This window comes from Priestia sp. TRM10 (genome assembly GCF_057808375.1).
Map to the genome: position 1 here is coordinate 283,893 of NZ_JBJZOT010000013.1, position 20,484 is coordinate 304,376.

The 20,484-nt window shown below is 37.4% G+C and carries 18 protein-coding genes, 1 other RNA gene and 1 riboswitch; of the genes, 16 read left to right on the plus strand and 3 right to left on the minus strand.

The genetic code is table 11. From position 1 onward, the window contains the following. Window positions 1-57 precede the first annotated feature (57 nt). Genes ACK3CR_RS12740 through ACK3CR_RS12750 form a run of 3 tightly spaced genes read left to right on the plus strand, consistent with a single transcriptional unit; the run spans window position 58 to window position 3,361 of the window. Window positions 58-1,062, plus strand: a complete 1,005-nt coding sequence (locus ACK3CR_RS12740) for a LacI family DNA-binding transcriptional regulator (RefSeq protein WP_243513538.1) — start codon at window positions 58-60, stop codon at window positions 1,060-1,062. Window positions 1,063-1,122: 60 nt separating this feature from the next. Then, window positions 1,123-2,502 (plus strand): sugar porter family MFS transporter, encoded by a 1,380-nt coding sequence (locus tag ACK3CR_RS12745; RefSeq protein WP_488975520.1) that lies wholly within the window; start codon window positions 1,123-1,125, stop codon window positions 2,500-2,502. Window positions 2,503-2,533: 31 nt separating this feature from the next. Continuing rightward, the gene (locus ACK3CR_RS12750) at window positions 2,534-3,361 is read left to right on the plus strand and encodes a sugar phosphate isomerase/epimerase family protein (RefSeq protein ID WP_488975521.1); all 828 of its coding nucleotides are present in this window, start codon (window positions 2,534-2,536) and stop codon (window positions 3,359-3,361) included. A 62-nt stretch (window positions 3,362-3,423) separates the two neighbouring features. Here the strand turns inward: ACK3CR_RS12750 and ACK3CR_RS12755 are convergent, their stop codons facing one another. Next, entirely contained in the window at window positions 3,424-4,821 is a 1,398-nt protein-coding gene (locus ACK3CR_RS12755; RefSeq protein ID WP_328123465.1) for a sugar porter family MFS transporter, read from the minus strand. Window positions 4,822-4,957: 136 nt separating this feature from the next. After that, a complete protein-coding gene (locus ACK3CR_RS12760; RefSeq protein ID WP_243513532.1) occupies window positions 4,958-6,046 on the minus strand; it encodes a GntR family transcriptional regulator in 1,089 nt (362 codons plus the stop codon). Between the two features lie 501 nt (window positions 6,047-6,547). Between ACK3CR_RS12760 and ACK3CR_RS12765 the strand changes: the two genes are divergently transcribed. The 7 genes from ACK3CR_RS12765 to ACK3CR_RS12795 all read left to right on the plus strand — a co-directional run bounded on the left by ACK3CR_RS12765 (window position 6,548) and on the right by ACK3CR_RS12795 (window position 13,482). Beyond that, window positions 6,548-8,794, plus strand: a complete 2,247-nt coding sequence (locus ACK3CR_RS12765) for a DEAD/DEAH box helicase (protein ID WP_488975522.1) — start codon at window positions 6,548-6,550, stop codon at window positions 8,792-8,794. A gap of 27 nt (window positions 8,795-8,821) precedes the next feature. Then, window positions 8,822-10,045 carry a ribonuclease H-like domain-containing protein gene (locus ACK3CR_RS12770; RefSeq protein ID WP_243513529.1) on the plus strand — a complete coding sequence of 408 codons (1,224 nt, stop codon included), beginning with the start codon at window positions 8,822-8,824 and terminating at the stop codon, window positions 10,043-10,045. Window positions 10,046-10,356: 311 nt separating this feature from the next. Further along, window positions 10,357-10,620: a spore coat protein gene (locus ACK3CR_RS12775; RefSeq protein ID WP_111923369.1), complete on the plus strand. Its 264-nt coding sequence runs from the start codon at window positions 10,357-10,359 to the stop codon at window positions 10,618-10,620. Window positions 10,621-10,677: 57 nt separating this feature from the next. Further along, window positions 10,678-11,223 carry an SLOG family protein gene (locus ACK3CR_RS12780; RefSeq protein ID WP_113754523.1) on the plus strand — a complete coding sequence of 182 codons (546 nt, stop codon included), beginning with the start codon at window positions 10,678-10,680 and terminating at the stop codon, window positions 11,221-11,223. Between the two features lie 168 nt (window positions 11,224-11,391). Then, on the plus strand, window positions 11,392-11,724 hold the full coding sequence (gene gpsB, locus ACK3CR_RS12785) for a cell division regulator GpsB (RefSeq protein ID WP_243513527.1): 333 nt from the start codon (window positions 11,392-11,394) through the stop codon (window positions 11,722-11,724). Window positions 11,725-11,802: 78 nt separating this feature from the next. After that, an RNA gene (gene rnpB / locus ACK3CR_RS12790) (RNase P RNA component class B) lies at window positions 11,803-12,190 on the plus strand. A gap of 140 nt (window positions 12,191-12,330) precedes the next feature. Then, entirely contained in the window at window positions 12,331-13,482 is a 1,152-nt protein-coding gene (locus ACK3CR_RS12795; RefSeq protein ID WP_151583984.1) for a THUMP domain-containing class I SAM-dependent RNA methyltransferase, read from the plus strand. A gap of 40 nt (window positions 13,483-13,522) precedes the next feature. On the opposite strand, the gene ACK3CR_RS12800 is transcribed toward ACK3CR_RS12795, so the two are convergent. Then, a complete protein-coding gene (locus ACK3CR_RS12800; RefSeq protein WP_243513525.1) occupies window positions 13,523-14,506 on the minus strand; it encodes a Gfo/Idh/MocA family protein in 984 nt (327 codons plus the stop codon). 132 nt (window positions 14,507-14,638) lie between these two features. Between ACK3CR_RS12800 and ACK3CR_RS12805 the strand changes: the two genes are divergently transcribed. The 6 genes from ACK3CR_RS12805 (at window position 14,639) to ACK3CR_RS12830 (ending at window position 20,479) form a co-directional block, all read left to right on the plus strand. After that, a complete protein-coding gene (locus ACK3CR_RS12805; RefSeq protein WP_019393131.1) occupies window positions 14,639-14,830 on the plus strand; it encodes a DUF3921 family protein in 192 nt (63 codons plus the stop codon). 78 nt (window positions 14,831-14,908) lie between these two features. Further along, window positions 14,909-16,417 carry a carboxypeptidase M32 gene (locus ACK3CR_RS12810; RefSeq protein WP_488975523.1) on the plus strand — a complete coding sequence of 503 codons (1,509 nt, stop codon included), beginning with the start codon at window positions 14,909-14,911 and terminating at the stop codon, window positions 16,415-16,417. 138 nt (window positions 16,418-16,555) lie between these two features. After that, a riboswitch (purine riboswitch) is annotated at window positions 16,556-16,658 on the plus strand. 151 nt (window positions 16,659-16,809) lie between these two features. Then, the gene (locus ACK3CR_RS12815) at window positions 16,810-17,400 is read left to right on the plus strand and encodes a xanthine phosphoribosyltransferase (protein ID WP_019393133.1); all 591 of its coding nucleotides are present in this window, start codon (window positions 16,810-16,812) and stop codon (window positions 17,398-17,400) included. Then, a complete protein-coding gene (locus ACK3CR_RS12820; protein ID WP_243513518.1) occupies window positions 17,397-18,701 on the plus strand; it encodes a nucleobase:cation symporter-2 family protein in 1,305 nt (434 codons plus the stop codon). Before ACK3CR_RS12815 ends, ACK3CR_RS12820 begins: the two co-directional genes overlap by 4 nt. A 124-nt stretch (window positions 18,702-18,825) precedes the next feature. Then, window positions 18,826-19,914: a type III polyketide synthase gene (locus ACK3CR_RS12825; protein ID WP_243513517.1), complete on the plus strand. Its 1,089-nt coding sequence runs from the start codon at window positions 18,826-18,828 to the stop codon at window positions 19,912-19,914. 4 nt (window positions 19,915-19,918) lie between these two features. Beyond that, the gene (locus ACK3CR_RS12830; RefSeq protein ID WP_243513516.1) at window positions 19,919-20,479 is read left to right on the plus strand and encodes an isoprenylcysteine carboxyl methyltransferase family protein; all 561 of its coding nucleotides are present in this window, start codon (window positions 19,919-19,921) and stop codon (window positions 20,477-20,479) included. Window positions 20,480-20,484: the final 5 nt, after the last annotated feature.

Here is a 20,484-nt window from a genome sequence, read left to right on the forward strand (position 1 = left end):
TTAGGAAATCGAAGTTCGCTTATACTTATGGTAAACAACAGTAGAGGTGGTTTTCCCGTGAAAGCGACAATATATGATGTAGCCAAAAAAGCGAACGTTTCGATTTCAACTGTTTCAAAAGTATTAAATGGAACAGGAAACATTAGTGAGAAAACAAAAAAAAGAATTCGTAATATAATCGAAGAACTTCAGTATCAGCCAAGTGTTGTTTCATCTGTAAAAAAAGCAATTAAAACAATTGGATTATTAATTCCAGATGTAGCAAACCCCTTTATGGCTGAGGTAGCAAGAGCCGTGGAGGACAGCGGAAGGAAGAGGGGATTTAACGTTATTATTTGCAGTACAGATAATGACTCAACAAGAGAAGATCAATATATTTCAATGCTTCGTCAAAAATACGTTGATGGACTTATTATTGCAACAGGATTAAAAAACAGAAAAGCAATAAAAGAGCTTGTTGATAGCGATATGCCTGTTGCCATGCTTTCTCGTGATGTTCCTTATCTTCCGCTTCATACGGTGGTAGTTGATGATTTTCAAGGTGGATATGAAGCAGCTACTCATCTTGCAGACCTTGGACATAAAAGGATGGCCATGATTGCAGAGGATGTTGATGTTCCTTCTATTAAACAGCGGGCAGAGGGATTTAAAGAAGGTCTTCGGCTTTCAAATCTTCCTTTTAATGATAAAGATATTGTCTACTGTCCGCACGATCTTCATGAAAGTAAAAAAGCAAGCTTAAAACTGTTGAAAGATGTTTCAGAAAGACCAACTGCTATTTTCGTTTCAACCGAGATTCTTGCTCTCGGGGTTTTGCAAGCTGCTCGTTCTTTAAATATTTCCGTTCCACATGAACTTTCTGTGATTGGCTTTGATAATAGCATACTTGCTAAAATTAGCGATCCACAGCTTACAACAATTGAACAGCCAAAGAAAGAAATGGGCGAAAAAGTCATTGAACTTCTTATAAGTGAGATTGAGCAAAAAAGCGATGTAAAACAACGAGTAACTCTTTCACCAAAGCTCGTTATAAGAGAGTCAACTTCACATTGTAGGAAATAAAAAAGAGCGCAGTACAGAAGCAAGCCTTTTGCCAAGAGGTAAATAAAAACTACAGTTGTTTTGGAGGACGTTATGAAATCTAAAAAAGCATATATTAGCGTCATTTATTTTTTTGGAGCTTTAGGTGGGTTGCTTTTTGGCTATGATACAGGCGTTATATCTGGAGCGCTGTTATTTATCAAGGAAGATTTAGGATTAACCCCTTTTATGGAAGGACTAGTTGTAAGCGGCGTTTTAATTGGTGCCTTAGTTGGGGCCGCTCTTTGCGGACCTATAGCTGACAAGGTTGGCCGAAAGAAAACAATTATATTGCTTGGTGTTCTATTTACAATTGGAGCAATTGGAACAGGTTTAGCACCAAATGTGGAAGTCCTTGTATTATTTCGGATTTTCCTTGGTGTTCCTGTTGGGGGAGCTTCTGCTCTTGTACCGCTTTATCTTTCGGAGATGGCACCTGCAGCAATACGGGGAAGAGTTGCCTCACTAAACACATTAATGAATGCATTAGGGATTCTTATGGCTTATATCATCAACTTCACTTTTTCTGCTTCAGGAAGATGGGATTGGATGTTGCTTTTAGCCGTTGTACCTTCTGTTCTTTTAATGGTTGGAATGTTTTTTATGCCGGAAAGTCCACGCTGGCTATTAAAGCAAAATCGAGAAGGAGACGCGCGTAAAGTTTTGCTGTTAACTCGTGATGCAAAGCTTGTTGAAGAAGAAATTAAGAATATCCAAGAGGTAAAAGCAGCGGAAAAAGTTCCTTTCTCTGCTCTGTTTGCTCCAACTGTAAAACCCATTTTATTCATCGGGGTAGGAATAGCTATTTTTCAACAGGTGATTGGAACGAACACGATCATTTATTACACCCCAACCATTTTAGAAAATGCAGGTTTTGGGGCTTCGAGTGCTATTGCTGGAACAATTGGAATTGGAATTGTAAACTTACTTTTTACAATGATTGGTCTAGTTCTGATTGATAAAATAGGTAGAAGAATGCTCATGCTGCTCGGTAATGTAGGAATGTCTATTGCTCTTGTTGTGCTTGGGGTTAGCACGCTATTTTTCACAGCGCCTGGATGGCTTTTATTAACATGCTTATGCTTATTTATGGTAGCGTATTCAGCCAGTTGGGGAATGGTTGTCTGGGTTGTCCTTGCAGAGATTTTTCCACTGAGAATTCGAGGTACCGCAATCGGATTAGCAAGTACGACGCTTTGGTTAGCAAACATTGCTGTATCCCTTTCATTCCCTGTTTTATTAAATGCTTTTGGCTCAGGTTCGCTTTTCCTTACGTACGGTGCGATTGGCATCTTTGCCTTTCTATTCGTTTATAAATTTGTTCCTGAAACAAAAGGAAAAACGCTTGAAGAAATTGAAGCTGAAATCTCATCAAAGAAAACGATTCGTTCTAGAGAAGTCGCGGTATCTATTCGAAAGTAAAATGAAAAATTATCACATATAGGAGGTCACTATGAAAAGAGACTATGGACTATGTTTATGGACATTTGGAAATGTTCCTTTTGAAGAAAAGTGTCGTCTAGCAAGTGAAGTTGGAGTAAATGGGGTAGAAGTGGAAGGAGATATTAGTCAAGATCCTAGAGAAATAGTCACTATCCTTTCTAAATATGATTTAAAAATCCTGTCTATTACGCCAAACAATGTAGATATCTCAAATGATAATGAAAGCGTTCGCAAAAAGGCGGTTGAGTATTTTCTAGACCTCCTTTCATGGGCAGATGAGCTTGGAGCAAAGCGAATTTGTTTGCATGGGGATGTTGGAAAAGTTGTTGGATGCGGAGACGAACAAAAAGATTGGGCAAGGCTTGTTGAAAGCTCTAAAAAGATATTACAAAAAGCTGAGAACCTTCATATTGAAGTTGTATTTGAAGTATTAAACAGATATGAAAATCACCAAGTACGAACAGGGCAAGAAGCGTTAAAACTCATTGAAGATGTGAAAAGCTCCAATTTGAAAGTTCTCCTTGATTCATATCATATGAACATTGAAGAGGAAAATCCAACTCAAGCGCTAAAAGAGGTTAGGCAACATTTAGGTGTGTATCATATTGGGGATTCAAACCGCCAAGGTATTGGCCAAGGACACGCTAATATTCATGAACAAATTGAAGTGCTGCACGAGATTGACTACAGAGGCCCAATTATTATGGAAATGACTGCTCCTGGACCAAATCCATTTACACCCGTAAAGGAAGAAGGATATATTGAGGTTGTAAAAAATTATTATAAAGACTCTCTTTCTATTATAAAAGAATGGGAGCAAAATAAAATACAAGTATAAAAGAAGCCAAATGCTAATATAGCATTTGGCCTTTTTATTATAAAAAGAGAGTCACTATTCATTTAAACTGATAGTTTTCGAGTATCCTTTTTGTTTGGTGTCCAAAACTGTTCAATTTCTTCAAGAGATTTATTTTTTGTTTCCGGTACAATTGTCATAACAAAGATAAAGCATATAACGTTAATAACAGCAAACGTCCAAAAAGTATATGCTCCTCCCAATCCGCTTAGGAGCATTGGGGTAAATTGTCCGATTGCCCAGTTTGCTCCCCATAAGAACATCGTCGTTAATCCAACAGCTCTTGCTCTTAAATGGTTTGGGAAAATTTCAGGAATCATAATCCAAGGAATAGGTCCCATTGAAATACAAAATGCAGCTGTAAATCCAATAATAAAGATAATAAGCCATGGACCTGTAATGTTAAAGAAGAAAACGCCTCCAATTAAAAGCATGAAAAAGGCCATTAAACTTGAGCCGATCGCCATCAATCTTTTTCGACCTGCACGGTCAATTAAAAAGACAGCGGCAATTGTCGAGATGAGCTGCACAACGCCAACAAGGCTTGTTGCTACAAACTCTGTGTTGTTTTTAAATCCAACAGATTTAAAAATTTCAGGACCGTAATACGTAATTGCATTCATGCCAATTACTTGGTTGAAGAGCGCTAAAAAGATACCTACTCCAAGTGCTTTTCTTAATCCAGGTTGAAATAACCTTAGCATAGAAGAATTGGTTTCTGTAGTAATGGATAATTTAATCGCTTTCATCTCTAAGTCTGCTGTTTGCTTATCATTAATCCGGCGCAAAATAGAAAGAGCTTCTTGATCTTTCCCTTTTTTAATAAGAAAACGAGGACTTTCCGGAACAAAAAGGAGCGTAATGAAAAAGAGAAGAGACGGAATCATGCCATATCCTAACATCCATCGCCAGCCCGTTTCAATGCCCCAACTGTGCGTGCCGGCATTTGCTACAGCTAGGTTGACAAAGTAGGTAGAAGAAATTCCAAGCACTGTAAATAGTTGATACATTGATGACAATCGTCCCCGGATAGCAGGAGGGGCACATTCTGTAATATATGTCACAGCTAGTGAAGAAGCTAATCCAATCCCTAGACCTCCAAAGATACGGGCCGCAATGAGCATTTCGACTGAATTAACAAGGGCAGATAATATAGAGGAGATAGAAAAGATTACGGCTGCTGCCATTAAGATTTTTCGACGTCCAAAAATATCACCTAAATATCCAGAGATACCAACTCCAATAATACCTCCAACCATAATACTAGAAATTACGAACCCTTCCATAAATGGTGATAAACCATACAGCTCTTGCAAGAAACCGATAGCTCCTGAAATAACAGCTGTGTCATATCCATATAGAAGCCCAGCCATTCCGGCGGCCATTGAAATGACAGCAATATACCAGACTGAATTTTTCACTACCCTTTGCTTATGGCCCATTGTACTTCCCCCTTTGTATACTTAACAATAATAAAAAGAAAACGCTTTCTATGGAATTGATTCTATAATTTATACGTATAAGTGTCAATGGTTAAAAAATATGCATACAAAAAAACACCTATTGAAAAATAGATGTTTAATTTTTTATTTCTTTTGTTGATTCTCTGATGACAAGCTCTGGTTGGTATACAATCGATTCTACTTTTTTTGTAAGAGGGGCTTCAATAAGTTTTAAAATCATATTTGCTGCGTCAATTCCCATCTGTTCTTTTGGGTGCTTTATCGTTGTCAATTTAACATCTACAATCTTTGCGACCTGTGAGTCATCATATCCAACAACTGATAAATCTTCTGGAATACTCAGGCCTAGTTCTTTGGCGATGCTCATCACAGTTAAAGCAACTTGATCGTTATAGCATACAATACCAGTTGGGCGATTTGAACTTGTTAAACTTGCTTTAATACGCTGGGGTAATTCTTTCTTTTCCTCGTTTGTTCCATATGTAATAAAATCTCCTGGAACGGATAGAGAAGGATTTTGTTGATAAGCAGAAATAAAGCCATTCATTCGTTTTAACCCTTGATGATCATCCGTTTTGAAAATTCCAAGGATTTTACGATGTCCAAGTGATAGCAAATGCTCAGTTGCCATATATCCGCCTTTTGTATCATCCATTGTAAGAGAAGGAAAATTTGTGTCTTGATATGTAGAGTGAATCATAACACAAGGCACATTGCTTTTTTCTAAGTTTTTATAAAACCCAATGTTTTGACTAGGATAGGAGCTTTTAGTTGGCTCTACAATAATGCCCTCAATCGGATGTGAGAGTAAATTTTCTAAGCTTTTCCGCTCTAATAAAATGTCATGATGTGTACTAGAAAGTAAAAGTGAAAAAGAATGTTCTGACAAAACTTTTTCAATGCCAACAATAATGCTGGGAAAAATATAGTCAGCAATATGAGTCGTTAGCACAGCAATTGTTTTGGTGAGCGTTTGAGTTTCCTGTTTTTCTCGCCAATTTGCAACATACATTCCGCCCCCTTGAATACGATATAGATAATGTTCTACTTCTAAATCTCCAATCGCTCTACGGATAGTATGTCGACTTACATGAAATTTTTCCATAAGCTGTGTTTCAGTTGGTAATTTATCATGCGGGGAAAACTTATCACTCATAAGCCACGATTTAATTTCGTCTTTTACAGTTTTATATTTTGGTTGCATTGTAATCCCTCCATCAATCTTACTAACATCATAACCATTTTATATGCTTCATACAAGAAAAGAGAAAATTGATTTACGAAAATAAATACTCATAAAAATAACAACTTTTATATTTGCACGTATAAATACTACAGTTGATTCATAGAAATCTCTTACATTGAAAAGGTGGGAGAAAACAGGGAGCGAGTATTCAAATGGAGTTAATTTTGAAACTTTATTAGCTCGCTATCGAGAGAAAATCGCGTCTGAATAGGTAATGCCAAAGCTTATGTAAAATTCAGATGAGAATGAGGAATTTTATATAGAAAGAAGTAGGAGCGATGAACAAAGAAAGATTTTGTTCATCGCTTTATTTTGTAAAAAAACATAAAAGAGAAGAAAGTATATTTAAATATGAAGAAAAGCGGAATTTTATGCTTTTATATTTAAAGTGAAAGGAAATATTTCTTATAGAAACCGAAACAAACATTCGATAGAATAAAAAGAATAGAGGTGACAAAAATGAAGCATAAAAAATCTTTAAAAGAGTTAATTAATAGATTAAGAGAGAATGAAAATATTGCCTATTGGCATGAAATTGAGCCAAAAGAAGCTAAAACAGTGAAAATGCCCCAAAGTATTGATGAGCGCATTAAGAGAGCATTGAAAAAACGAGGTGTTGAAGAGCTTTACACACATCAAGCAACAGCATATAAGGAAATTCAAGATGGGAAAAGTATTGTAGCTGTTACACCAACAGCTTCAGGGAAAACAATGTGTTATAACTTACCTGTTTTGCAGTCGATTGCTGAGAACGAAGAAAACCGAGCCCTCTACCTTTTTCCGACAAAGGCGCTTGCTCAAGATCAAAAAAGCGAGCTTAATGAAATCATTGATGAAATGGGAATTGATATTAAAAGTTACACATATGACGGTGATACATCTCCTCAAATACGGCAAACGGTTCGAAAAGCAGGGCACATTGTGATTACAAATCCTGATATGCTTCATTCGGCTATTTTACCTCATCATACAAAATGGGTCTCTCTTTTTGAGAACCTAAAATATATAGTAATTGATGAACTTCACACATACCGAGGTATTTTTGGCAGCCATGTTACAAATGTTATCCGAAGATTAAAAAGAATTTGCAACTTTTATGGAAGTTATCCGCTCTTTATATGTACATCTGCAACAATTGCCAACCCACTTGAGCTCGGAGAAGGGCTCACGGGAGAGAAGATGACGTTAATTGATAATAACGGAGCGCCAAGCGGAAGAAAACATTTTGTTTTCTATAATCCTCCCATTGTGAACAAGCCGCTTAATATAAGAAAAAGTGCAACAGTTGAAGTGAATGAACTTGCCAAAGATTTCTTAAGGAATAATATTCAAACAATTGTGTTTGCAAGAAGTCGAGTGCGAGTTGAAATTATTTTAAGTCACTTAAAGGAGCTTGTGAAACGTGAGCTTGGACCAAAGTCGATCAGAGGATATCGAGGAGGCTATTTACCGAAACAGCGCCGAGAAATTGAAAGAGGCTTAAGAACAGGAGACATCATGGGGGTTGTGAGTACAAATGCCCTTGAGCTTGGTGTAGATATTGGTCAGCTTCAAGTGTGTGTTATGACGGGATATCCTGGAACTGTTGCAAGTACGTGGCAGCAAGCAGGAAGAGCGGGGAGAAAGCACGGAGAAGCGCTCATTGTGATGGTTGGAAGCTCCTCTCCAATGGATCAGTACGTCATTCAGCATCCAGACTATTTTTTTGAACGTTCACCTGAGTTTGCGCGCATTAATCCCGATAACTTAGTGATTTTAGTTGATCATTTAAAATGTGCAGCATACGAACTTCCCTTTAGAAAAGGAGAAGTTTTTGGTGGAGTTGAGGTTGAAGACGTTTTAGAATTTTTAGTGGAGGAAAGAGTGCTTTACGAGTCAGGAGAAAAATGGTACTGGGCTAATGAATCCTTCCCTGCTACAAATATTAGTCTTCGTTCAGCATCACAAGAAAATGTGGTGATTGTGGATATTTCTGAAACTGGAAATCGGCAAATTATTGGGGAAATGGATCGCTTTAGCGCTATGACCCTGCTTCATGAAGAAGCTATTTATCTTCATCAAGGTATTCAGTATCAAGTCGAAGAACTTGATTGGGAAGAAAAGAAAGCATATGTGAGAGAAGTTGACGTTGAGTATTTTACAGATGCAAACTTAGCGGTCAATTTAAAGGTGCTTGAAATTGATGAAAGCATGGAAAATAAGCATTCAAATGTTCACTATGGAGAAGTAGCGGTTAATGCAATGCCAACGATTTTTAAGAAAATCCGTTTAAGTACGTTTGAAAATATTGGATCAGGGCCAATTCATTTGCCGGAGGAAGAGCTTCATACAAGTTCAGCATGGTTTGAGCTACAAGATGTAGGAGAATTTGAAGAAAAAGCACTAGAGCAACTTTTAGCAGGTATTTCAAATGTCCTGCGTCACGTTGTACCTATTCATGTTATGTGTGATCGTAATGATATATATGTTGTTCCCCAAATTAAAGCAACATATACAGGGCTTCCAACAGTCTTTTTGTATGATCGATATCCAGGGGGAATTGGACTTAGTGAAAATGTATTTAAACGATTTGCTGAAATTAAAGAAGCAGCAAAGGATCTTATTGTAAGATGTCCATGTGAAGATGGCTGTCCGTCTTGTATTGGAACAGAAATTGATACCCAAAACGCTAAAGAAAGAAGCTTAGAGCTGCTTGATTTATTATAGAAGGGTTACTTAATCGGAGTGAAAAAAATGTCACTTAAAAACAAACTGGCACGAATGAAATCGCATTTGAATGTAGAAGAAGGAAAAGAAAAACCAAAATCGCGTCCTCCTGTAAAAAGTATTCCACATTTGGAAGAGTGGGAAAACTTTAATACGACTGTCTATAAGGGAACAGAAGGATTTTGTTTAATTCGAGAAGTAAAATACCCGCTTGATTATAAACATGGCTTATACACATTCAAGGAGCTTGCTCATGTCATTGAAGGATGGAATGCAACGGATTATCATCATCCATTATCATCAAAAGGATATAGTACAAATGAACTCTTTTTCTTTGACACGGAAACAACAGGATTAAGTACTGGAGCGGGCACAACAATCTTTTTGCTCGGATATGCGCGGGTTGAACAAGACGGGGTTGTTTTTCGTCAGCATGTTTTACCTGATCAAAGTGGGGAAATTGCTTTTTATGAGAGTTTTTTACAGGAAGTGAACTATGAAGCTCTTGTTACGTATAATGGCAAATCCTTTGATTGGCCAATGGTAAAAACGCGTCATACACTGCTTCGTGAGCATCTGCCAAAGCTTCCTTCATTCGGTCACTTTGATTTACTTCATGCGGCAAGAAGGTTATGGAAGCGTAAGTTAGAATCTGTCAAGCTTGTTAACGTTGAGAAAGAAATTTTAAATATTGAGCGTCATGATGACATCCCGGGTTTTTTAGCACCAATGATTTACTTTGACTATGTGGAAACCAAAAAAACTGAGGGTCTTATGAAAGTGATGCAGCATAATGAACACGATATTTTGTCGCTTATTACGCTGTACATTCACCTATCAAAACATTTGTTGCAAAATGTTGATAGAACGTCTACAGAATCGTATGAAGTAGCAAGATGGTACGAAGCGCTTGGTGAAAAGGAAAGAGCCGTACGTCAATATGAAGAAGTAATCGATGGAGAGGACGAGGAAGCAGAAAAGGCGCTGTTTGCCTTAGGAATCCAGGCCAAACGTGAGAAAGAGTGGGAAAAAAGTCGAGGGTATTTTGGGAGAATCACACGAACAAGAAACCTCATTATGCAAGCTCAAATTGAACTTGCTAAGCTTTATGAACATCAATTTAAAGAAATAAAAGATGCAACTTTTCATGCCGAAAAAGCGTATAGTTATATAGACGAAACAACAAATGAACGTCTAAAACAAGAGCTTGAAAAAAGGTTGAAAAGATTGCGGAAAAAGGTTGCTCTGTAGCGCTTTTAAAAGGAATCATTGCATTGTGAAAATGTAATAAAATGTTGCTTGCTCATGTGATTTAGAGTTGCTAAAATATTGCCATATCAAAAGAAAATAGAGAAAGATGGAGAGGTTTCAATGAGACAGATTTTACTAGTGTCTTTTTTTGCACTTGTCGGTTTAACAGTTGTTATATTCAGTAGTTTAAAAAATATAAACATGCTGTTTATGTGAAAAACTACCGAAATTAGGTGTTTATATTAGTACATGTAGTCCCCTTTCATCATAAGTTAGTATTGTACCAACAGAAAGGAAAGGGGAAATGAAAAATGTTTAAAAATCATTGTCATCGTCCGAAAGTATTGCCACCGATTGTTCATCCAACAAAATGTTGTACAACAAACAGCTATGAAGAAGTGATCGTACCACACATTCATCCATCGCACACGACACATGTTCATCACACAAATTTCAAACATCAGCATTACTTCCCGCATACTCAGTCTACTGAAAATGTGGTAACGAACCAGCAATTCAACTACGGACAACGCCCTCCATACGGACAACGCCCTCCATTTGGAGGCCGCTACTAGAAAAGGAAGAAGGAACTAGATCTAGTTCCTTCTTTTACATAGATAGGAGGACAAGCATTGAGTCGTGTTGTAACAATAACAGGATATAAGCCATTTGAGCTTGGTGTGTTTTCTTCTTCACATCCTGGTATTGACTATATAAAAAAAGGAATAAAGAGACGCCTTTTGTCATTTATTGAACAAGGAGGCGAATGGGTCTTAATAAGTGGTCAGCTTGGTGTTGAGCTCTGGAGCGCTGAAGTTGTGCTTGATCTGCAGCTTGAATATCCCGACTTAAAACTAGCGATTTTAACTCCTTTTCTCCATCAAGAAGAAAATTGGAATGAAGAAAATAAAGAGTTTTATGAGTTTATTTGCGGAAGCGCTGACTTTTTTGACAGCATTTCAAAAAAGAAATATGAAAACCCAGCTCAATTTAGAGCAAAGAATCAAATTTTTATGGCGAAAAGCGACAGTATGATTATTGTTTATGATGAGAATAATGAGGGAACACCACAGTATATGTATAAACTCGCTCAAAAGAAAGCAGAAACAGGAAATTATCCGATTGATGTGATTACAATGGATGATTTGCAGGAAATTGTTAATGAAGACAGTTATTAGCTTTTTGTAACATTTCTGTAAAAGAAAATTGACAAGTGCCTCATTTTTTGAAAAAATAGAGGCAAGAGTTCTTTACTAATTTAAAGAAAAACGTTCGCGATAGGCACTACATAGCGATCCGGTACAGAAAGCAGTTATCATGAAAAGGGTTATGTATGAGGTGAAAAAATGATTTCAGATAAAATTCAGTTAACGGCAAAGGAAATTTTAGAACAAGATTTTAAAACAAGTATGCGTGGTTATAACCAAGAGGAAGTTGATCAGTTTTTAGACACCATTATTAAAGACTATGAGAACTTTCAGCAGGAGCTAGAAGCTTTGCGTCAAGAAAACAATCGTTTGAAACGTCAGTTAACAGAGATGCCAAAACGTTCAGCACAGCAGCCTAGCAGCCAGCCACAGGCGGCAACACAGCCACAAGCAGGTACAACAAATTTCGATATTTTAAAACGTCTTTCAAACCTAGAAAAGCACGTGTTTGGCAGCAAGTTATACGACTGATGGTAACTTTAACAAAAAAAAGAAGTTGCAAAGTGCGGTTATTTTTATTATACTAAACTTTGTCGCTATTCATGGTGGCGTTTTAGGTAATCGCTGCATTACTTTGATAATGTAGAGGAAAGTCCATGCTCGCACAAGCTGAGATGCTTGTAGTGTTCGTGCCTAGCCAATTCATAAGCTAGGGTAGCCTTATAAGGGCTAACGGCGGGGAAACAACCTAAGTCATTCGATATGGTTGGAGTACTCTGAAAGTGCCACAGTGACGTAGTCTCACTAGAAATAGTGAGAGTGGAACGCGGTAAACCCCTCGAGCGAGAAACCCAAATAATGGTAGGGGCATCTTCCTAAAGGAACCAAACGGAGGGAAGGACGAAAGCTACATGCTTTCGTAGATAAATGATTACCACCTGAGTACGAGGCTATATAGCCGCTTGCAGTACAACGGAACAGAACATGGCTTACGAAACGCTATTATGAACGGCTACACTGTAGCTTAAATAATTTCATTCCAACATCAGCTCTCCTAGCGTGGATTACTAGGAGAGTTTTTTTGTGGGAAATATTTTGATATGATATGAATGACTGAACATAATGAGGATGTGAACAATGAAAAAGCAATATACGCTAATCGCAACGGCTGCAATGGGAATTGAAGCAATCGTTGGTAAAGAAGTACAAGAATTAGGATATGAAGCAAACGTAAAAAACGGTCAAGTTGTTTTTAAAGGAGACGAGCTAGCTATCGCTCGTTCAAACCTTTGGCTTCGAACAGCGGATCGTGTGAAAATTAAAGTTGGTGAGTTTAAAGCAACAACATTTGATGAGCTCTTTGAAGGAACAAAAGCACTTGATTGGGGACGCTTTTTACCTGCTGATGCAAACTTTCCTGTGAGTGGAAAATCAGTAAAATCAAAGCTTTTTAGCGTTTCAGACTGTCAAGGTATTGTGAAAAAAGCCATTGTAGAGAAAGTGAAAAGCCATTATGGTGTAAGAAGCGGATGGCTTGAAGAAACAGGACCGCTCTTTAAAATTGAAGTTTCTCTTTTAAAAGATATTGCAACAATCACAATTGATACGTCAGGTGCTGGATTACATAAGCGCGGCTACAGAACAGGACAAGGGGAAGCTCCGTTAAAAGAGACGCTCGCAGCAGCTCTTATTAAACTTACAACATGGCATCCAGATCGTCCGTTCCTTGATCCGTTCTGTGGGTCTGGAACAATTCCGATTGAAGCAGCTCTTATCGGTCAAAATATTGCTCCAGGTTTTAACCGTGAGTTTGACTCAGAGCAGTGGCCATGGATGTCACAGGAAATATGGGATAAAGCACGCGAAGAAGCCGAAGATCTTGCAAACTATGATCAACCGCTTGATATTGCAGGATATGACATTAACCACAAAATGATTGATATTGCAAAAAATAATGCCATTGAAGCAGGTCTTGGAGATTTGGTTGAATTCAAGCAAATGCAGGCAAGTGACCTTACGTCAAACAAAGAATACGGAGTTATTGTGGCGAATCCTCCGTATGGTGAACGTATGCAAGAGCGCAAGCAAGTTGAACGTCTCTATGAAGAGATTGGTATATCTTTCAATAAACTTGATACATGGAGCGCATATATTATTACGTCACATAAAGGATTCGAACAGTTTTACGGAAAACAAGCAACAAAGAAACGTAAATTGTTTAATGGCTTTATTGAAACGAATTATTATCAATATTGGGGACCGCGTCCACCACGAAAGCCTCAATCATAAAATAAGGGTTGAAAAAGCAGTGCTTTTTCAACCCTTATTTTTATTGATCAGCCGGAAAAACAAGGCCGATTTGTTTTCTGATGTCTGTTAAAACTTTTGCTGTGATAAGTGAATTTTTATGTGAATTCACTTTTGATTCTAAACGCCCTTCCTTAATGAGCGTTAAGAATTCTTTTGTTTCAGCATACATTGCTTTTTCATTTTGTTCTACGCTAATGTCTTCTTGTTCACCATTACGGTAATAAATGTGTGCTTTTTTCGGCGTGTGAATTTCATCAATTACCATGTTTCCTTCTTCACCTTGAATTTCAGAAGGGAGAGAAGAATTGGTGATTTTAGAGTACGTAATAACAGCTTCCATATCTTCGTATGTAAGAATGATGCTTCCTTGTCCATCAACCCCTGAAGAAAGCATTGTTGCTTCTGCTTTTACGCTTTTTGGTTGCCCAAAGAGGACAACGAGAGGATAAAGGCAGTATACGCCAAGGTCCATAAGTGCGCCGTTTGAAAATTTTGGATTGAATGCGTTTAAGACAGTCCCTTCTTTAAATGCATCATAGCGTGATGAGTACTGACAATAGTTCCCAACATAGCGGCGGACAGTCCCTAGTTTATGAACATTTTCTTTTATGTTTAGGAAGGTTGGTAAAAGCGTTGCTTTCATAGCTTCCATAAATACTACTTTTTGTTCTTGAGCTGTTTTAATCATATTTTCTACTTCTGCTGCATTTGAAGCAAGCGGTTTTTCACATAAAACATGAATACCGTGCTTCATACAAAGAATAGCCTGGTCATGATGAAAAGAGTTTGGGCTTGCAATGTAAACTGCATCAATTTCATTGCTTTTTGCCATTTCTTCAATAGAAGTAAAGGTAAAAGAAGCACCTGTTTTATGAGCAAATTCGCGCGCTTTCTCTTCTGTTCTTGAATAGACAGACGTAAGAGAGAAATCATCGAGTTCTTTAGCTGCATCAATAAAACGCTCTGTTATCCAGTTGGTCCCAATAACGCCAAATCGTATCATTTTTGTTCCTCCTTCAACTTTCTATAGTAAGTATATCCTTTTATGAAAAAGACGACAATAAAAGAAGGCATAGAATGAGAATCCTTGAATATAGTAGAGGTATTCATGAAAAATATAAGGAGGAATGCTTGAATGAAAGAACGTATCAATTTTTCTCTCATCCAGCAAGCGCTGGAGAGAAGTTACAATGAGTTAAACGGAACAGGCGAAATGTCCGAGATTACAGCAACTGAGTTTGCGAATGCGAGAGAAGATTTACTTGCTGCTCAAAACTATGAAATGCTTGTTGGAAAACGATATTCCTATTATATCTCACATAAGTAAGTAGGGATGCTAAAATCAGCATCCTTTTTTTGTTTTATGATACGATAGGAATAAGTAACCAAAAGGAGTGTGCAGTGAATGGATATAAATAAACGAAAAGAGGAATTTCACGCATATGTTGAGAAAATGGGAGGATATGAAGAAGCTGTAAACGTAATGTATTGGGATATGCGAACAGGAGCTCCGAAAAAAGGAATAAAGCAACGTTCTAACGTTTTGGCTATGCTCTCAAGCGATATTTTCTCAATGTCTATTTCAAATGAAATGGCGGGGTACATAAAGGATTTAGGAGACGAAGAAGTTAAAAAAGAGCTTGATGCTATTACGCTAAAAATGGTTGAAGAATGTAAAAAAGACTATGAGCAAAATCAAAAAATTCCAGAGCAAGAATATCGTGAATATGTAATGCTAACTTCTGAAGCAGGAAGCATCTGGGAAGAAGCAAAAGAGAAAAGTGACTTTTCTCTTTTCGAACCGTACTTGGAACAGATTGTAGCCTTTAATCAAAAGTTTGCAGAGTACTGGGGATATGAAGGGCATAAATATAACGCACTTCTCGATACATACGAACCAGGCGTTACAGTAGAAACGCTTGACCGTGTTTTTGGAGATTTAAAAGAAACGCTTTTAACTCTTTTACAAAAAGTCCAAAAAGCCGAGTCTCCTAAAACAGATTTTTTATATGAAGCATTTCCAAAGGAAAAACAAGAAGCATTTAGCTTAGAAATATTAAAAGAGCTTGATTATGATTTTGAAGCAGGCCGCCTTGATGAAACGGTTCATCCCTTTGCAATTGGACTTAATCCAGGAGATGTGAGAATTACAACTAAATATGATGAAAGCGATTTTCGCGTTGCCATTTTTGGAACAATTCATGAATGCGGGCACGCCGTATATGAACAAAACATTTCAAAAGAACTTGTTGGAACAAATCTTTGCACAGGAACGTCAATGGGAATTCATGAATCACAGTCTCTTTTTTATGAGCTTATGATTGGGCGAACAAAAGCATTTTGGGAGCGTCATTATGAAGCATTGAAAGAGCATGGAGGTTCTCAATTCCAAAACGTTGATCTTGATGAGTTTTATCGAGCGGTAAATGAAGTAAAACCGTCACTTATCCGCATTGAAGCGGACGAATTAACGTATGTTCTTCACATTATTATCCGCTATGAAATTGAGAAAGCACTCATAAACGGAGAAATCAAAGTAAAAGACTTGCCAACGATTTGGAATGACAAATATGAAGAATACCTAGGAGTTCGTCCAGCACATGATGGAGAAGGATTGCTACAAGACGTACACTGGTCTGATGGAAGCTTTGGTTATTTTCCTTCTTATGCTCTAGGCTATATTTATGCAGCACAGTTAAAAAATGCACTTGTAAAAGATATCCCAGACTTTGAAGAACGAATTCAACAAGGGAAAGTGACTGAGATAAGAGCATGGTTGACGAAACATATTCATCAATATGGAAAATTAAAAGATCCGTTAGAATTATTAAAAGCAGCGACAGGAGAAGGATTAGAAGCTCGCTATTTAGTTGAACATTTAGCAGAAAAATATAGCAGGCTTTATAATCTATAAAAGAGCAATAAAAAGAAAATTAAAATAATGACGAATATTCAAGCGTAAAACCTTTGTGAAAGTTCGACTTTTTTAAAATACCCTCTTTTCATAGGGAAGAATAGCTGTTATAATTCAACATATCATCTTAATAAAATAAGATTCATATGTATTGTAACTCATATAATTGCGAGAATATGGCTCGCTAAGTTTCTACCGGATTACCGTAAATAATTCGACTATGAGTAGGCAGCACGTCTTTTAATTTGCACAAAGGTTTTTTTAAGTTTCTTTGTGTAACGTCTAGAGAGTCATTATGAGCTCAGGACATCCGGTGCGCTACTCGCAAAAAAGAGAAGCGTTTATCGGAAGTTCTGGGCTCTTTTTTATTAACAGACTATGGAGGGTAACTCATGAAAGCTTTACAAGAAAAGATTGAAAAAGAAGGCGTTATTTTATCTGAAACAGTACTTAAAGTAAACTCATTTTTAAATCATCAAATTGATCCGTTTCTTATGCAAGAAATCGGTAAGGAGTTTGCAAAGCGATTTCAGAAGGATGGTATTACTAAAATTTTAACGCTAGAATCTTCAGGTATCGCTCCATCAATGATGACAGCACTTGAACTGAACGTCCCACTTGTTTTTGCTCGTAAAAAGAAATCATTAACATTAAATGAAGGTGTACTAACAGCGAAAGTTTATTCTTTTACGAAGCAAGAAGAGAATGAGATTACCGTATCAGGAGAGTTTCTTCATAAAGATGACCGTGTACTTGTTATTGATGACTTTTTAGCCAATGGGCAAGCAGCACTTGGTTTAATTGATATTGTAAGAGAGGCAGGGGCAGAGTTTGTTGGCCTTGGTATTGTAATTGAAAAAGTATTTCAAAACGGCGGGCAAATGTTGCGTGAAAAAGGGATTCGAATTGAATCACTTGCACCAATTCGTTCACTTGAAAATGGCGCTGTTTCATTTGCTAAAGAGGAGGAGCTTGTTCGATGAATAACTGGAAAGTGTTCTCACTAGGCTTTCAGCATGTTCTAGCGATGTATGGTGGAGCCGTTGTTGTACCGCTTATTGTAGGGGGAGCACTTGGATTAACAAGCGCTCAACTTACGTATCTTGTGGCTATTGATTTATTAATGTGTGGGGTTGCAACGCTTCTCCAAGTTTTACGAACAGGATATGTTGGAATTGGGTTACCGGTTGTCCTCGGGTGTACATTTACAGCCGTTGGTCCAATGATTGCTATTGGAACTTCATACGGTATTCAGTCTATTTATGGTTCAATTCTCGTTGCAGGTCTTGTTGTTATTGTGATTGCCCAATTTTTCGGTAAGCTTGTACGCTTTTTCCCTCCTGTTGTAACAGGGTCTGTTGTTACGATTATCGGAATTACGCTTATTCCAACAGCCATGCAAAACCTTGGTGGTGGAGATGGAAGCAAAGATTTTGGTGCTCTTTCAAACATTGTATTAGGATTTGGTGTTTTACTTTTTATTCTTTGTATTTATCGTTTTGCAAAAGGGTTCCTTCGATCTGTTGCTATTTTGCTTGGTCTTGTTGGAGGAACTGTTGTCGCTTATTTTATGGGAAAAGTGGATTTATCAGCTGTGACAGAAGCATCTTGGTTCCATATGCCTCACTTCTTTTACTTTGGAGCTCCTGAATTTAATATAACAGCTATCATTACAATGGTTCTTGTGGCAGTTGTAAGTCTAGTTGAATCATCAGGGGTTTATTTTGCACTTGGCGACATTTGTAAAAAAGAAATTTCTGAGAAAGATCTTGCAAACGGATATCGTGCAGAAGGTCTTGCGATCCTTTTAGGAGGACTTTTCAATGCTTTTCCATACACAACTTATTCTCAGAACGTGGGAATTATCCAGCTTTCAGGCATTAAGTCACGTAAAGTTATTTTCACAGCAAGTGGTATTCTAATTGTCCTTGGTTTCGCTCCAAAAATCGCAGCCTTTACAACAGTAATTCCAAACCCTGTTTTAGGTGGGGCGATGATTGCCATGTTCGGAACCGTAATTGCATACGGAATTAAAATGTTAAGCACTGTTGATTTTGCAGCTCAAGAAAACTTACTTGTTATCGCGTGTTCGGTAGGTATGGGACTGGGTGTAACGGTTGTTCCAGATCTTTTTGCCAACTTACCACAAAGTTTGCAAATCCTAACAAGCAATGGAATTGTGGCTGGAAGCCTTACAGCAATTGTATTAAATATTTTCTTTAATATCATTAAAGTTCGCAAAACTCAACATGTAAAAAGTTTGCATGAAGAGAGAGTTGTTTAACTGAAAAAAAACCCTAGCTTCTATAAATAGAAGTTAGGGTTTTTTTTAGTTCAACAGGAATTTTTTGTATAAAAACAACCTTCTAGAAGAAAGATAAAAGTATTCTATGAAGGAGGTGGTTCATTTGCCAAAAGTCATCTCAGTGGGGGTCGGTACACCACCTCATAAACTTTTACAAAAAGAGACACTCCAATTTGCACGAGAAATGTTTTCTTCTTCTTTCTCAGATATTGAGCGCCTTCTTAAAGTATTTCAAAATGGCGATATTAAAACCCGTTATTTCGCACAGCCGCTCGATTGGTACAAAGAAAATCATACCTTTGAAGAAAAAAATGAAGCTTTTATTCATAATGCCGTAGAGTTCGGAATAAATGCTATTAAAGAGTGTATTAGGGAAAATGAGTTTCTGGAAAAAACGGTGCCAGTAGAAGAAATTGACGCCATTTTTTTTATTTCAACAACAGGGCTTTCAACGCCGAGCATTGAAGCACGTATTATGAATAGGCTTCCTTTTTCACCACATACAAAACGCATACCTATTTGGGGATTAGGCTGTGCTGGGGGAGCCTCAGGATTAGCGCGCGCATATGAGTATTGTCTTGCATATCCACAAGCAAAGGTGCTCCTTTTATCTGTTGAGCTCTGCAGCTTAACATTTCAGCGTGACGATCAATCAAAAAGTAATCTTGTAGGAACGTCGCTTTTTTCAGATGGTGTAGCATGTGTGCTCCTTGCAGGAGATGAAGCAATAGGAATACATAGTAAGAAAAAAAGGCTTCCTTCTATTAAGGGAGTAGAGTCAACACTTATGCCAAACTCTGAAGATGTGATGGGCTGGGATATTCGTAATAACGGGTTATATGTCGTTTTTTCAAGAGATATTCCTTCTATCGTTCGCTCGTGGCTTGGTAATCAAGTAAAAGGGTTTTTAAAGAAGTATAGTCTTACTGAGCAGCATATCAAGCATTTTGTCGCTCATCCAGGTGGGAAAAAAGTATTAAAAGCATATCGAGAAACGCTGAACTTTAGTGAAGAAATGACAGAAATATCTTCTCATGTGCTTCAAAGTTTCGGAAACATGTCATCAGCAACTGTTCTTTATGTATTAAAAGAATTTCTACAACAAGAAATAATGGAACAAGACTACGGAATTGTAACAGCACTAGGACCTGGGTTCAGCTCTGAGCTGCTTCTCCTGAAATGGGAGGTATAAAACAATGTTTTTATTTCTTTTTCTTATTGTACAGCGTCTTGCTGAGCTTTTTGTAGCAAAGCGAAACGAGCGATGGATGAAGGAAAAGGGAGCAATTGAGCATGGCCAAGAACATTATCCACTTATGGTCATTATTCATCTCCTATTTTTTGTTTCACTTGGTGGAGAAGCTTTTCTATGGAGGGAATTTCAAGGTCAGGTAATTGGTCTCCTTTTTATTTTATTTGTAGCTGTTCAAATTATCAGGGTGTGGGCTTTAGTTTCGCTTGGACGCTTTTGGAATACAAAAATTTTGATTTTAAAAGATACAAACGTTGTATTAAAAGGGCCTTATAAGTACATTAAGCATCCGAATTACTTTGTTGTTACATGTGAATTTCTGCTAGTGCCGCTTATTCTTCATGCTTATGCAACTCTTATTGCATTTTCGTTATTGAACCTGTGCATCTTATCTGTTCGAATCAGCGCTGAAGAAGAAGCATTAGAGAAGTGGACAGATTATGAAAGGGCTATGGAAAATAAGGGTCGCTTCTTCTTTTTTCGAAAAAGAGTGAATATTGATTAAAAAAG